Annotated in this window: 14 protein-coding genes; 11 read left to right on the forward strand and 3 right to left on the reverse strand. The window is 32.5% G+C overall.

What is annotated here, in order from left to right; translation table 11 throughout:
- Together I4N53_RS11495 and I4N53_RS11500 are read right to left on the reverse strand one after the other, a co-directional pair.
- A partial coding sequence (locus I4N53_RS11495) for a hypothetical protein (RefSeq protein ID WP_214496311.1) occupies positions 1-229 on the reverse strand: 229 nt, incomplete at its 3' end.
- A gap of 24 nt (positions 230-253) precedes the next feature.
- Positions 254-448: a hypothetical protein gene (locus tag I4N53_RS11500; RefSeq protein ID WP_009052963.1), complete on the reverse strand. Its 195-nt coding sequence runs from the start codon at positions 446-448 to the stop codon at positions 254-256.
- Positions 449-687: 239 nt separating this feature from the next.
- Between I4N53_RS11500 and I4N53_RS11505 the strand changes: the two genes are divergently transcribed.
- The 9 genes from I4N53_RS11505 to trxA all read left to right on the forward strand — a co-directional run bounded on the left by I4N53_RS11505 (position 688) and on the right by trxA (position 8,401).
- A complete protein-coding gene (locus I4N53_RS11505; RefSeq protein ID WP_214496312.1) occupies positions 688-1,383 on the forward strand; it encodes a response regulator transcription factor in 696 nt (231 codons plus the stop codon).
- On the forward strand, positions 1,346-2,731 hold the full coding sequence (locus I4N53_RS11510; RefSeq protein WP_214496313.1) for an ATP-binding protein: 1,386 nt from the start codon (positions 1,346-1,348) through the stop codon (positions 2,729-2,731). Before I4N53_RS11505 ends, I4N53_RS11510 begins: the two co-directional genes overlap by 38 nt.
- A gap of 71 nt (positions 2,732-2,802) precedes the next feature.
- Positions 2,803-3,051: an SHOCT domain-containing protein gene (locus I4N53_RS11515; protein WP_214496314.1), complete on the forward strand. Its 249-nt coding sequence runs from the start codon at positions 2,803-2,805 to the stop codon at positions 3,049-3,051.
- A gap of 147 nt (positions 3,052-3,198) precedes the next feature.
- Positions 3,199-4,344 (forward strand): ROK family transcriptional regulator, encoded by a 1,146-nt coding sequence (locus I4N53_RS11520; protein ID WP_013150219.1) that lies wholly within the window; start codon positions 3,199-3,201, stop codon positions 4,342-4,344.
- A 14-nt stretch (positions 4,345-4,358) separates the two neighbouring features.
- Complete coding sequence (nagB, locus tag I4N53_RS11525; RefSeq protein WP_012995058.1) at positions 4,359-5,120, forward strand: glucosamine-6-phosphate deaminase; 762 nt, start codon at positions 4,359-4,361, stop codon at positions 5,118-5,120.
- Between the two features lie 174 nt (positions 5,121-5,294).
- Complete coding sequence (locus I4N53_RS11530; RefSeq protein ID WP_214496315.1) at positions 5,295-6,629, forward strand: AMP-binding protein; 1,335 nt, start codon at positions 5,295-5,297, stop codon at positions 6,627-6,629.
- Positions 6,630-6,719: 90 nt separating this feature from the next.
- Positions 6,720-7,376, forward strand: a complete 657-nt coding sequence (locus tag I4N53_RS11535) for a cytochrome c biogenesis CcdA family protein (protein ID WP_029688341.1) — start codon at positions 6,720-6,722, stop codon at positions 7,374-7,376.
- Positions 7,377-7,388: 12 nt separating this feature from the next.
- Positions 7,389-8,009 (forward strand): peroxiredoxin, encoded by a 621-nt coding sequence (locus I4N53_RS11540; protein WP_029688340.1) that lies wholly within the window; start codon positions 7,389-7,391, stop codon positions 8,007-8,009.
- A 41-nt stretch (positions 8,010-8,050) separates the two neighbouring features.
- Positions 8,051-8,401 carry a thioredoxin gene (trxA, locus tag I4N53_RS11545; protein ID WP_214496316.1) on the forward strand — a complete coding sequence of 117 codons (351 nt, stop codon included), beginning with the start codon at positions 8,051-8,053 and terminating at the stop codon, positions 8,399-8,401.
- A gap of 24 nt (positions 8,402-8,425) precedes the next feature.
- Here trxA and I4N53_RS11550 read toward each other — a convergent pair whose 3' ends face one another.
- Complete coding sequence (locus I4N53_RS11550) at positions 8,426-9,913, reverse strand: aminotransferase class I/II-fold pyridoxal phosphate-dependent enzyme (protein WP_012995062.1); 1,488 nt, start codon at positions 9,911-9,913, stop codon at positions 8,426-8,428.
- A 377-nt stretch (positions 9,914-10,290) separates the two neighbouring features.
- On the opposite strand from I4N53_RS11550, the gene I4N53_RS11555 reads away from it, so the two are divergent.
- Both I4N53_RS11555 and I4N53_RS11560 read left to right on the forward strand, forming a co-directional pair.
- Entirely contained in the window at positions 10,291-12,756 is a 2,466-nt protein-coding gene (locus I4N53_RS11555; protein ID WP_214496317.1) for an ASKHA domain-containing protein, read from the forward strand.
- Positions 12,757-12,816: 60 nt separating this feature from the next.
- Positions 12,817-14,517, forward strand: a complete 1,701-nt coding sequence (locus I4N53_RS11560) for an ABC-ATPase domain-containing protein (protein WP_214496318.1) — start codon at positions 12,817-12,819, stop codon at positions 14,515-14,517.
- Positions 14,518-15,016: the final 499 nt, after the last annotated feature.

Here is a 15,016-nt window from a genome sequence, read left to right on the forward strand (position 1 = left end):
GAGCGTACCTTAACTTGGCAATTTCTAATGCTTCATTATTAGGATCTGTATCGTGTTTTTTAAAAAAGTTAACATTTCTAATCTGTTTTACTAGCAAGTAAATTACTACACCTATTAAAATTAAGAACAATATATTGGTAAGTCCACCACCGAACCAAGTTCCGTAACCACAAGGATAATATCCTCCAAACCAACGACCTAAACCACCCATCATATATCCTCCAAACATTATTTTCTCCTCCTCTCTAAATATTTAAATTTTACAAAATATTTTTAATTTGTTATACTCTTCTTCTGTAATTTCACCTTTAGCCAAGCGTATATCGAGTATTCTTTTTGCTTCGTTTGTTTGGTAATTTTTGCTTTCATGTAAATTATTAATCATTCTTTGCAGGTCACCTGTTTTGTACAAATAAAAGCCAATTGCCAAGATTAATATAAGACCCATACTTTTCAACTCCTTTCTATTTATCAAAAAACTGTCAACTTGGCTTCATTTTTATTTTAAGGCTTACTTTTGAAGAAAATATGAAGAGAAAATAAATACAGTTTAATTAAAATAATTTCCAAAAGTAGGCGATTAGATTTTTGCAAACTGTGATGTATAATATATTAAAAGAAGTTTATCAAGCTATCTTCATAAGTTATTCATAATTTTGCTGCAAAATAATAAAGGGTGGATGGAAGATGAATAAGAAAATACTTGTGGTTGATGACGAAATAAAAATACTGGAAGTTGTAAAGTCATACCTTGAGCGTGAGGGATTTAGCGTTATTACTGAAACTAATGGCAATAACGTTTTAGATACATTCAAAAAAGAAAAACCAGACCTTGTTATATTGGACCTCATGTTGCCAGGTATTTCAGGAGAGGAACTGTGTAAAAGGTTACGTCAGTTTTCCAATGTTCCGATATTGATGCTTACAGCAAAAGTTCAAGAAAGTGATAAAATTAATGGATTTTCTATAGGTGCTGATGACTATATTACAAAACCATTCAGCCCACGCGAATTGGTTATGAGAGTAAAAGCAATATTAAGAAGAACAACTGATGATGTGCCTCTTGCTGAAGTAATGTCTTTTAATAATGATGACCTTGTGGTTGATTTAAGAGCACATACAGTGAGGAAAAAGGGTGTGGTTGTAAATCTTACTCCAAATGAATTTAAAATTTTAAAGTTTTTAATTCGCAATCCAAATAGGGTCTTTACAAGAGAAGAATTAATTGAAAAAGTTATGGGATTTGACTATGAAGGCTATGACAGGACGATTGATGCACATATTAAAAATTTAAGACAAAAAATTGAAGACGATACGAAAAATCCAGTGTATATTAAAACGGTGTATGGTGTTGGATATAAATTTGGTGATAGAAATGTTTAGAAATAATTTAAGAACAAGGACGGCTATTGTATTTATCTCAATAGCTCTTATATCGATTGTTATTGTAAGTATTACAACAAACATCTTAATAATAAATAGCTTTGGAAATTATGTTACAAAGTCAACAGATAAAGAATTTAGCAATATAGCTAACACTCTTGCTGCAGTGTATAAATCTGAGGGAGGTTGGAAAAGTACAACAGGGCGTGAAATTGGTCATGCAGCTATGATGGAAGGATATGGATTAAGACTTAGAGATAAAGATGGTAAGATTATATGGGATTTTTCTTCAATGTCATATATGATGAATATGATGGGAAAATGGAATAAGAAAAATATTTCTGAAAAAACTCTTCCCATCATTGTGGATGAAAAAACAGTGGGATATGTGGATATAATTTATTATGGGCCGATGATGATGAGTGACTTGGATTTTAAGTTTTTATATGACATTAGCAGATATAATGTTATAGCAACGGTGATAGCTATTTTTATAGCATTGATTATTAGTATTTACGTGTCAAATTATATTACAAGACCGTTAGTTAATATTACGGAAGTTGCTAAAAAGCTTGAAAAAGGTGATTTTACTGCAAAGGTATATGATATACCTAAAGAAGAAGAGCTATTTAAGCTCACAGCGGCAATAAACCACCTTGGAGAATCTTTAAAAAATCAAGAAATACTAAGAAGACAAATGACCTCTGACATCGCACATGAGCTTAGAACACCATTGACAACATTGCAGAGTCATATTGAAGCAATGCTTGATGGGGTTTGGGAGCCGACGCATGAAAGACTGAAAAGTTTAAATGAAGAAGTCTTAAGACTTATAAATATTGTAAAAAATCTTGAAACATTGAATAAATTTGAATCTGATATGTTAAAGCTTAATAAAATCAAATTTGACGCAAGCGAATTAGTAAAGAGCATTTTGACAAATTTTGAAGCATCTTTTGCTGAAAAAGAACAAGAAGTTGTGAAGAACATCGAAGATAACATTATGTTGTTTGGTGATAAGGACAGGATAGCACAGGTCTTTGTTAACCTAATATCAAATTCAAATAAATATACTCCTGTAGGTGGCAAAATAAAAATAGACTTTTATAAAGATGGCGATTATGCAGTATTTATTGTAGAAGATAATGGAATGGGTATATCAAAAGATGATATTCCTTTTATTTTTGAAAGGTTTTACAGAGGGGAAAAATCAAGAAATCGTGAAACAGGTGGAAGTGGAATAGGGCTTTCGATTGCAAAAGCCATAGTACTAGCCCATGGAGGCAAAATAAACGTTGAAAGCGAGATAAATAAAGGGAGTAAGTTTACTGTTAAAATTCCCCTATAAAAACTGGTTCATAAGTTTTTCATAATGGCGGTGTATAATTATTTTTGAAGGAAGAAAGGAGGGAAAATATTATGATGAGAATGATGTATGGCTGGGGTTGGGGATATGGCATAGGTGGATTTATTTGGAGCATTGTCTGGATGGCAATAGAGATAGGTTTAATAGTTGCTGCAATATATCTTATTGTATTATTATTTCGAGGCACAAAAAATAGAAACAAAGAGAAGGATGCGATAGAAATTTTAAAAGAAAGATATGCAAGAGGAGAAATAAGCGAGGAAGAATATCTGGAACGAAAAAAGAGACTTGAAGAAAAATAATCAGAAAAGTTTGGAAAAAAACGATACAATTTTGTTATTTACATTTTTCAAATTGTTATGATATAATAATTGTAGTAAAATGTTCGATAGTCGAACTAATTTTTTTTGAACAATTAGTTCAGGTAGTGAACTAATGGAGGCGATATATTGAAAGGCTATACTAAAGGTACTTCTGGGTTGATTAAGAATATCAATAAGGCTAATGTTTTAGATGTCATAAAGAAAAGGCAGCCTATATCAAGAATAGAAGTATCTAAAGTTTTAAAAATGAGCAAATCCACTATTTCTGCTATTGTAGATGAATTAATTGAGGAAGGATTGGTAGTAGAAAACGGTTTTAGTGAAAAAGGGACAGTAGGGAGAAAGCCTATACAGCTTTCTTTTAATCCTAATGCTAAATTTGTTGTGGGAATGAGTGTTGAGTCTTCTAACACGATAGGTGTTTTGACTAACATGGATGGTAAGATTTTAAAAAAGATAAAATGGCAAACTAGCATTGGAGAGCAAGCCTTTAATGAAATTATAAATGGGATACAAGAACTGCTTAAAAGTGGGAAAAATGTAATAGGAATTGGTATTGGCCTTCCTGGAATTACGGATATACAAACAGGAGTTGTGAATGCGCCGGGACTCAAATGGAATAATTTTGAATTAAAGAAAAAGTTAAGTAAAATTTTTAATTATAGCATCTATGTTGACAATAGTGTAAATTATGCTGCTCTGGGAGAAAGATGGATTGGTTGTTGCCGCGAAATAGAGAATTTTGTGCTGATAAATATAGGAAATGGTATAGGTTCGGGGATATACGTAAATGGTAAATTATTGAGAGGTAATGCTTATGCTGCAGGAGAAGTAGGGTATATGGCTACAGGAGAAGATGTTTTTAAAAATACCTATTCTTATGGGGACTATGGCTATTTTGAAAGAAAAGCTTCTTTGTCTGCTTTAGTGGGATTAGTTTCTAAAGATTTGCCTCATATAAATACGATAGAGGGTGTGATAAAAGGATTTAAAGAACAAAATCCTATTTGTGTACAAGCTGTGTCTTGTTTTATTAAAAATTTAAGCATGGGTATCGCTAATATTGTAAGCATTTTAAACCCAGAAGCAATAATAATTGGAGGAGACATCTTAAATTATGAAATTGATATTATTCATGAAATTAAAGAAAAAGTAAAGAAAATTGTGCCTTTTGATTTTGGCATTAAAATGGCTCAACTTGGAGAAGATGCTGCTGCTATTGGAGCAGTAGCAGATGTACTTTTAAATACCAATAACTTAATTTTGCTGTAAGGAGGTTTATAAAAATGAGAGTAATAATAACTGTAGACTATAAAGAAATGAGTAAAAAAGCGGCAGAAATTGTCAAAAGACAGATAAAAGAAAGGCCTAATACTGTTTTAGGGCTTGCTACAGGTTCTACACCTCTTGGAATGTATAAGTATTTAATTGAAATGTATAAAAAAGGAGAAATAGATTTTTCCAATGTTATTACATTTAATTTGGACGAATATGTGGGCTTGTCTGCAGAACATCCTCAAAGCTATCATTATTTTATGTTCCATAATTTTTTCCATCATATTAATATTAAGAAAGAGAACATTCATATTCCAAATGGAGTGGCCTTAGACTTGGAAGAGGAGTGCAGTAGATATGAAGAGGAAATTGAAAAAGCAGGTGGGATTGATTTACAAATATTGGGGATTGGGGTCAATGGACATATTGGGTTTAATGAACCAGATGAAAGTATAGATACAAAAACTCATGTGGTTACTTTGACAGAAGATACAATAAATGCCAATAAAAGATTTTTTAAAAGCGCAGATGAAGTACCAAAAAAGGCGATTACTATGGGCTTAGGAAGTATCATGAAAGCAAAAAAGATTGTCCTTTTGGCTTCTGGGAAAAATAAAGCCAAAGCGATAAAAGAAACGATAAAAGGACAATTGACTACAAAGGTGCCTTCTACTGTTTTAACGTTGCATCCTGATGCAACTATAATAATTGACAAGGAGGCTGCTTCACTTATACCCGATGAAGATTTAAAAGAAATAGAAGTAATTGTTTAATAGGCGAAAGCCTATTTTTTTATTGTATTTAAAGAGCGAAAAATTAGATGCGGATTTTTATTTAACAAAATTTTGTAATTGAGATATAATATAATTAATACAATTGTCAGGAAAAGATAAAGGCATTCACTATTTCAAGTTAAAAAGAGCTATTTTAAAAAGGGGAGATAAGTCGTGATAGGCATTATGTTAAAGGGCCTTAAACTTTACAGCCACAATAGATGGCCACGTGAAAAAATAATGGAATATAGCAATAAGCGTATGAGAGAAATGATAAAACACGCCTATACTTCCAGTAATTTTTATAAAACTCTCTATAAAAGCGTAGGAATAGAATATAAAGCTTTAGACACTATTCCCATTGAAGAATTACCTGTGATAGATAAAGAAATGGTTAGAAATAATTTTTTTGATATAGTTACTGATTATATTTCTTCCAAAGAAATAGAAATGGCAATGAAAAGCAGCGAATTACTAGTGAGGGTGGGAAAATATATTCTTGTTCATACTTCTGGAAGTACAGGTAAGCCATGCAATTTTCTTTATGATAGAGATGCTTTGGATATGATCGAAGCTAATATGGTACGTATAAGCATTGGGGGCAAAAATGAAATTGGATTACGTGATTTTCCTATAAAAGTACTGTATGTGGCTTCTGTAGGCAACGGTTATGCTTCTACTGTACTTGCTATGAATGGAATTAAAAAATATCGAGCTAAAAGTATGGTATTAAATGCTGCAGACCCTATCGATACTTGGAAAGATAAAATTAAAAATTTCAATCCTAATTATTTGGCTGGTTATCCTTCCTGCATAAAAATATTGGCTGATATGCAACAAAGAGGCGAAATAAATATAAAGCCTAAGAAAATAATTACAGGAGGAGAGCCTTTAAGTAAAGAAATTTCCAATTATTTAAGCTCTGTTTTTGATGCTGACGTAATAGATTATTATGGTTGTACAGAATCAATATTTTTAGGTATGGGAACTAGCTGGTATGAAGGTATGTATCTCATGGATGATATGAATTATGTGGAAGTTGATGAGTTTGGCAGGTTAATCATAACTCCATTGTATAACAAAATTTTCCCTCTTATCCGTTATAGACTGAATGATGTAGTAGAAGGATTTGATAGAGAATATAAAGGTCCTTTACCTTATACTCATATTAAAAGAGTAATAGGAAGAGAAGAAGAGATAATGTGGTTTAAAAATGAAAATGGTGATAAGGACTTTCTTCATCCTCTTTTTATTGATGACCTTGATGTTGAAGGGATAAAAGAATACCAGTTTGTCCAGACAAGCGATGAAAGCCTTATATTGAACTGCGTCAAACTACCTAATGCCGGTGAAGATGTTGAAGAAGAAATCAAGAGACAACTTGACCAGTTTTTGAGTAAAAAGAAGCTTAGAAATGTAAAATACGAGGTACATTTTAAAGACACGCTTCAGATTGATAAGATAAGTGGAAAGGTGAAAATGGTTATAGATGCTAGAAAACAAAGCTAAAAGTAATTATATTTGTACCATGTTGTACTATTGGTGAAATTGTAATATAATATTTAATAGTTATACCCTATAGGGGAGGGAGGTGTAGATGTGCCAATTTATACTGCATTTTTAGCAGGAATTGTTTCTTTTTTATCACCCTGTGTTTTGCCTTTAATTCCCGCTTATGTGTCATATATTTTCGGAAATAAAAAGAATAATTTAATAAATTTGTTTCTCTTTGTTTTGGGATTTAGCATAGTGTTTGTTTTAATGGGGGCGACTGCAAGCCAACTAGGAAAGCTTTTTTTAGCCTATAAAGACATTTTTAAGAAAGTAAGTGGGATAATAATTGTGCTTTTTGGACTTCAAATGACTGGGATTTTTAGACCACTATTTTTAAATAAAGAAGTCAAATTAATAAATATGGAAAAGGTACAGACCGGTTATATAGGGTCCTTAGTATTGGGTATAACTTTTGCAGCAGGATGGACACCTTGTGTAGGTCCAATTCTCGCTTCGATATTGTTGTATGCTGGGTCGGTCAGTACTTTAAGTGTAGGCGTGATATTGCTTTTTGCATATTCTATGGGGCTTGGCATACCTTTTATAGTTACAGCCTTATTGATTGACAAGTTTAAAAGTATGTATAAAAGGATTAACAAAATATTGCCTTATATTGAGGTAATAAGTGGGGTTATTCTCATAATATTTGGAGTTCTTTTATATTTTAACATGCTAATCAAGATAAGTGGATATTTTTATTAAGAGGTGGTTAGTGTGAAAAATAAAAGTCTAATTTTTACTATAATTGGTGTGATAGTTATAGGGGCACTTATTTTCGTCTTAAATAATTACACAAAAAGTGCTCAACCTTCCCCTTCTCAAGTGGCAGAAAATAATACTCCTAGCAATAATGAAGGTCAAAATACAAGTTCAAATGCAAATGCAAATAAAACTGAGCAAAGTGAGCCTAAGATAGGGAATCAAGTAGGAGATGTAGCACCAGATTTTACGCTAAAAGATTTAGATGGCAATACTGTGACCTTGTCGAGCTTAAGAGGAAAAAAAGTTATACTAAACTTTTGGGCAACAACTTGTCCTTATTGCAAAATTGAAATGCCAGCTTTAAATCAGTTTATAAAAGGCCATAAAGATGATACGGTTTTACTTGCGATAGACTTGGGTGAAAGCCCATCAAAAGTAAAGCAGTATTTAGAAGGGAAAGGATATGAATTTACTGTGCTACTGGATACTGACTTAAGTACTATTTACGATTATCAGGTTCAATTTATACCTATGTCTTATTTTATAGATAAAAACGGGGTCATAAGGGCAATTAGCAATGGGGCTATGACATATGACGAAATTGAAGAGTATTATAAATCAATTTCTCAATAAATGAAAATGTACAAAAGCAAGTAGAAGGAGGATATACACAAATGAAACCAGTAAATGTCACAGATGAGACTTTTGCAGAGGAAGTATACAATTCTGATAAACCTGTTTTAGTAGATTTTTGGGCTAAATGGTGTAGACCCTGTTTAATGATGGCACCAGTGTTAGAGGAGTTTGCGGAAGAATACGCTGATAAGATAAAAGTGGCAAAACTGGATGTGGATGAAAATCCTGTAATTGCTTCTAAGTATCGAATTATGAGCATTCCTACGATGGGAGTTTTTGTAGAAGGAAAAATGGTAGATAAGGTGATTGGCTTTATGCCAAAAGAGCATTTAGTTGAAAAAATGTTAAAATATTTAAAATATGTATTAAAAAGGAGTATCTTTTGTTAGAGATACTCCTTTTTTAGTAAAAGATTATGCTATCACATTTAAAACTTGCCGGTCATTTACTACTTTTATATAATTTACTTCCGGGTCTTCGGTGCCTTGTATGCTTAAGTTAGCTTCTTTCATTTTATCTACATATTCTATAATTTCTGATGTTATTCTTTCCCCCGGGCAAAGCACTGGAATACCTGGAGGATAAGCCATCAAAAATTCTGCACTTATTTGCCCTACACTTTCTCTTAGAGGTAATGATACAGTTGAGGAGCCAAAAGCATATCTTGGTGATACTACTTGTTCTGGTATTTCTGGTATATCTATAGGTTTTACTATTTCAATGTTTTCGTTGTATAATTCATCACTTATTTCTCTTAAAGCCCTTAAGAGATAATCGACTTTTTCCTTTGTATCACCAATAGAGAATACACATAAAACATTATACATATCTGAAAGTTCAGGTTGTATATAATATCTTTCTGCCAATATTCTCTCTAACTGATGGCCGCTTATTCCAAGGCCTTTAGCTGTTATTGTAACTTTTGTGGGGTCAAAGTCATAGGCTCCATCACGGCCAACAATTTCTTCACCAAAACAGTAGAGTCCTTTTATATTGTTTATCTCTCTTCGAGCGTACTCTGCTAATTCTATTGTTCTATCTAATAATTCTTTTCCTTCTGTAGCCATTTGCATTCTTGCAACATCTAAGGAAGCCAACAATATATACGAAGGACTTGTTGTTTGGAGTAAACTCATTACTTGTTTTACTCTATTAATATCAATTCTATCGCCTTTAACGTGAAGCATCGAGCTCTGCGTCATTGAGCCAATAATCTTATGAGTGCTCTGTGCACAGATATCAGCTCCTGCTTCCATCGCTGAAATAGGCAATTTTTCGTTAAATTTAAGGTGTGGTCCGTGAGCTTCATCCACCATGAGTATAGCGTCATAGTCATGAACAATTTCAGCAATTTTTACTATATCGGTAGAAACTCCGTAATAAGTCGGATTTATTATTAAAACAGCTTTTGCATCTGGATGCTCTCTTAAGGTTCTTTCTACTGTTTCTGGTGTGACATTTAATGCGACACCGATATTTTTATCAATTTCTGGTTGCATATAAACAGGTATAGCACCACTTAATATAATTCCTGACGTTACAGATTTATGAATATTTCGAGGTACAATTATTTTTTCGTCTTCTCTCATTACACTTAAAATCATTGCTTGAATGGCACCAGATGTTCCATGAATAGAAAAAAAGGTAGCGTCGGCACCAAACGCTTCTGCTGCTAATTCTTGGGCATATTTAATTGGCCCAGTAGGCTTGTGCAAGCTATCTACTTGCTGAAACACTGTTACATCCATTGACAATACATTTTTGCCTACAAAATCTAAGAATTTTTTGGCCATTCCCACACCTTTTTTATGCCCTGGCACGTGAAAAGGGATAGTATTGTTATTTACATATTCCATTAAGGCATCAAATAAAGGAGTTTGGGCTTGATCAAACTTTTTCAACGCATCTAACACCTTCTTTCATAAGTTTTGGCTCAGAATAAAAGCCTAAAACCTTGATATAAGTAATTCAAAGGCATAGGCTTTGCAGAGCTTTGCTTTCCTTAAAAATAATTTCAATTCATTATAAGACATATTGCTGTAAATTTCAATAATAAGTTTTATGTTAATTTAAAAATATTTTTAGAGAAAGTTTTAAACTGCTAATCTAGTCTTTAATTACACTATACTATATAGTATGAGAAAAACCCTGAAATGTCAAATGCATTTTTGTAATAAGTAGAGGTTTTCTGTATAAATTTTATTTGCGATTTTTACTATAGCAATTTATAATAATAAACAAAATGGTATGACAATATGGGATTTAATGAGGTGTGGAAATGTTTAGTAAAGATGTTGTGCAAAAAGTAAAAGACTTGTCATTAGAAAAATTAAAAAACATGAATTTTGATGTGGATCAATATTTAATTGAGGAAGCAACTGGCGAAGTACAAAGTTTAATAGATTACAAAATGATTCACCAAGTATGTGATAATTTTCATATTGATGAGAGAGAAAATAAAATAATCTTTAAAACTGGAGATTATTTGTTTGGGGATTATATAGTAAAAAATTTAAAAGAAGCGGAATATATAATTTTAGCAATCATTACACTGGGAGATAGAATAGATAAAAGGGTAAATGATTATTTTTCAGAAAGTAATTACACAAAAGGAATGATTTTAGATGTTATTGCAGGCGTGTTCCTTGAAATATTGACGAATAATTTTTGGGAAGAGGTAAGAGAAAACGCGCAAAAGTATGGCAAAGAAGTTACAGATATTTTTTACCCAGGAAATAAGTGGGACATAAAAAATCAGGCTGTGATTTGTAAACTTGTGGACAGTTCAAAAATCGGTGTAAATATTAATCACAGTTTTATCATAACACCCCAAAAAACAGTGTCTTTTGTATGTGGAGTAGGGGAAAATGTCAAAAGACCTGTAAAAGAATCAGTCTGTGACGATTGTGAAGCCAAAGATTGTATTTATAGAAATGTTCCTGGTGAATCTAAATATAAAGTGACTGTACGTTTTAGTAGTAATACAAAAGTTATTGAAGCAAGTGAAGGAGAAAATTTGTTTCACATTCTTGTAAGAAATGGAATAAGACTTAACAATTTTTGTGGTGGTAGTCGGATTTGTGGTCAATGTAAAGTTATATTAAATGAGGAACTTGATATCTCTGATGATGAAAAATACTTTTTGACAGATAAAGAAATAAAAAACAATGTTCGGCTTGCGTGTTTTGTTGAGATAGATAGGGATTTAGAGGTCAAAGTACTTTCTGAAGAGCAAAAAGCAAAAATATTGACGAAAGAAAATAATTTGTTAAGTATTGAGTCACACCCTCGCATAAAAACTTCTACAGTAGATATTAGAAGACCAACTTTAAACGACCAAAGAGACTATGTTAAAAGAATTAAAGAGGCTGTGGGTGGAGAAATAGAAATTCCTTTAGAGCTTTTAAGTAATCTTCCTGAAGTTTTAGAAGAAAATGATTATAAGGTAAATATTACTATTAGAAAAAATGAAATAATTTCTATTAAAAAAGCTGCTTCAAAACAATACAACTATGGTATAGCATTAGATATAGGAACTACTACTATTGCTGCTTATTTGTATGACTTAGATGAAGGTAAGGAAGTAGATGTGTATTCATGTTTAAATCCACAGAGAACTTTTGGGGCTGATGTTATAACGAGAATAACTTATAGTATTTCTAATTCTCAAGGATTATATCAGTTGCATTCAGCTCTAATAAATAAAATAAATGAGATTGTAGAAGAGTTTTGTGTAAAAAATTCCATAGACAAAAGCGATATACATGAAATTGTGGCAGTGGGTAATCCTACAATGATACATTTTCTTTTAAATGTATCTTCCAAGAATATAGCAGTATCTCCGTATGTGCCGACTTTTACCTCAAAGATAGAAGTAAAAGCAAAAGAAATTGGCATAAACATAAACAAGGAAGGATACGTAATAACATTACCGCTTATATCTTCTTATGTAGGAGCAGATACTGTGGCAGCGGTTTTGGCAAACAAAATTGACCAATCTCAGGAACTATGTTTGCTTGTAGACATAGGAACCAACGGCGAAATGGTATTGGGGAATAAAGATAACCTTATTGCTTCTTCGGCAGCAGCAGGCCCTGCTTTTGAAGGAGCAGGAATAACTTTTGGACTAAATGGCGTAGAAGGAGCTATAGACCATGTAGATTTTAGTAAAAGACCTTTTTATACTACAATAGGGAATAAAAAAGCTAAAGGAATATGTGGCTCCGGTATTGTAGATATTATTTCTGAACTTTTGAAGTACGGTATTGTTGATATTACTGGCAGATTTTTGTCTAAAGAAGAAGTTAAAAATGTACCTGTTGATATTGCAGAAAGGATAACTCTTTACAAAGATGAACCGGCATTTTTAATAGAAAATGGAATATATGTGACGCAAAAAGATATAAGGCAAATACAACTGGCAAAAAGCGCCATACTTGCTGGCATTAACATCATGATAAAAGAAATGGGCATTGATGTAAATGAAATAAAAAAAGTTTTTTTGGCAGGAGGATTTGGAAATTATATTCTTCCTGCGAGTGCAATAACAATTGGGCTTTTACCAAAGGAACTTCAAGGCAAAATCCTTCAAGTAGGCAATAGTGCTGGAGTTGGTGCGATAATGGCATTGCTTTCTGATAAAGAATTGGAAAGATCTATACATCTACAAAGTAAAATAAGCTATATAGAACTATCAACTCATGAAGATTTTCAAAATGAATTTGTAAAAGGAATGTATTTTTAATAAAAGTGGAAATTAGAATATAAAAAATGTATGGAAATTATAACAAAGGAGTGTTTACAGATGACAAAAGAATACCTTAAGAAAAAGCTTGATAAAATAGATGGAAAGGGGTATAAAGCTTACAAAGACCTTGAAGGAGAATATGAGTTTGAAAAATTTATACTGTATATTGACCATGTTCAGGGAGACCCTTTTGCACCTCCTTCTAGGATAAGGGTTAAAGTGCCTCAAAATATAGCTGATTTTGAGTTTTCTATGTATAACAATCCTTCGAGGCAAGTTGCTTTAGAAGATTTTTTGACAAGGTCAGTTTTTGAAGTTATAAAAAGTTTGCCTTCTTTAAAAGGTACAGGACATAGTGGTGATATTTACATAGACAAAGGTGGTCAACAAATAATTAAAAGAAGTGCAATGGTAGTTAACAAAGATTATGTAGAAGCAAGATTGAGCATAGGACTTCCTGCTTTTGGTAGACGAATAAATGGCAGTGGTGCCCAAAGAATATTTCTTGAATTTTTACCTCAAATTGTAGAAAAAAGTCTTTTAAAAAAGAGCCTCAACGTACAAGATATATGGCTATGGGTTGAGACAGTGGAAGACCAAGATTACCTTAGAAGTCAACTAAAAGAGAGAGGGCTTGTGGCTTTTGTGGCTGATGGTGCGATTCTTCCTAGAGAAAGCGGCATAAGTGATAGACCTTTAAAAGGTGGTAATGTAGTACCTTTTGAGTCGCCGGATAGCTTGAGGATTAAGTTTCAACTTCCAAATCGAGGAGAGATAACGGGGATGGGAATACCCGAAGGAGTTACGCTTATTGTGGGTGGCGGTTATCACGGCAAGTCTACCTTGTTACAAGCTATTCAAAAAGGGGTATACAATCACATACCAGGTGATGGCAGAGAGTTTGTTATAACTGTAGCTGATGCAGCAAAAATAAGAGCAGAGGATGGCAGAAGGATAGAAAAAGTAGACATAAGTCCTTTTATAAATAATTTGCCAAATAACGTAGATACCACAAGGTTTACTACCGAAAATGCCAGTGGCAGTACTTCTCAAGCAGCAAATATTATTGAGGCGATAGAAATAGGCACTAGCTTACTGCTTTTGGACGAAGATACTTCAGCTACTAATTTTATGATAAGGGATGCGAGAATGCAAAAACTGATTGCAAAAAAAGAAGAACCTATAACTCCTTTTATTGATAGAGTAAAACAGCTATATAAAGATAATGGCATTTCTACGATTTTAGTTATGGGTGGCAGTGGAGATTATTTTGATGTGGCAGACTGTGTAATTAAAATGCACAACTACAGACCCTACGATGTCACACAAGAGGCAAAGAAAATTGCTGAACAATTTAAAACAAATAGGGAAGTTGAGGAAAATAATGAGCCTATAGTTATAAAACCAAGAATTCCTCTTAAAAAAGGGCTTGAGGTAAAAGGCAAAAAGATAAAGTCAAAAGATGAGGATACTATTAGATTTGGATACCAGGAGATTGAATTGGATTATGTGGAACAATTAGTGGATAAAAGTCAAACAAATGCAATAGGGGAGGTAATACGCTATATTGCTAGTAAATATGTAGATGAAAAAAGCAGTATAAAGGAAATATTAGAAAAGGTATATAAGGATATATACGAAAAAGGACTGGACGTGGTATCTTCTTTTTATGGTAAGCATCCGGGCAATTTGGCATTGCCAAGACTTCAGGAAGTAGCTGCTGCATTAAATAGATTGCGAAGTTTTACTGTAAGATAAAAATAACCTCCTCAGCCACACCGGATTCGCTTGAGGAGGCTAATCCTTCATTTTCAAATGATGCCTTCCAAATTTTTGTGTAAAATCCTTGTGGTTAAAATATGATCTAGTGTACTTTAACTTTACTCTAAACAAAAAAGGGTTGTTATGGTATAATAAATATGGATGACAGTTCCATTCTTATGTGTATTTTTAGGATACTTCAATTTTTATTATACACTAATATGGATGTAAAAATTAATTAAAATTATCAGAAACAAAAACCACAATATATATGATATAGTTATTAACACTCTTAACCAAACATGAAAGAAGTGAAAAAGGATAAAAAAAGACAAAAAGAGGTGCAGATAGTGGGCAAATAATCATGAACGATGTGATTTTTCTAGTTTTGCTTTATCCACAGGTAGTAAACGTGCATTTTACCATATGATATTAGTAGAAAGTTGTTTTTTTTTTTGTTTCTTAATTCTTTCTTATACTTGGTCTTTCAAATATC

Source organism: Thermoanaerobacter sp. CM-CNRG TB177 (genome assembly GCF_018588165.1).
Lineage (GTDB): Bacteria > Bacillota > Thermoanaerobacteria > Thermoanaerobacterales > Thermoanaerobacteraceae > Thermoanaerobacter > Thermoanaerobacter thermocopriae.

Bases quoted from the DNA above. Each gene is read 5' to 3' on its own strand.
- I4N53_RS11500 (WP_009052963.1), bottom strand. From the start codon at position 448: ATGGGTCTTATATTAATCTTGGCAATTGGCTTTTATTTGTACAAAACA.
- I4N53_RS11505 (WP_214496312.1), top strand. From the start codon at position 688: ATGAATAAGAAAATACTTGTGGTTGATGACGAAATAAAAATACTGGAA.
- I4N53_RS11510 (WP_214496313.1), top strand. From the start codon at position 1,346: ATGGTGTTGGATATAAATTTGGTGATAGAAATGTTTAGAAATAATTTA.
- I4N53_RS11515 (WP_214496314.1), top strand. From the start codon at position 2,803: ATGATGAGAATGATGTATGGCTGGGGTTGGGGATATGGCATAGGTGGA.
- nagB (WP_012995058.1), top strand. From the start codon at position 4,359: ATGAGAGTAATAATAACTGTAGACTATAAAGAAATGAGTAAAAAAGCG.
- trxA (WP_214496316.1), top strand. From the start codon at position 8,051: ATGAAACCAGTAAATGTCACAGATGAGACTTTTGCAGAGGAAGTATAC.
- I4N53_RS11555 (WP_214496317.1), top strand. From the start codon at position 10,291: ATGTTTAGTAAAGATGTTGTGCAAAAAGTAAAAGACTTGTCATTAGAA.
- I4N53_RS11560 (WP_214496318.1), top strand. From the start codon at position 12,817: ATGACAAAAGAATACCTTAAGAAAAAGCTTGATAAAATAGATGGAAAG.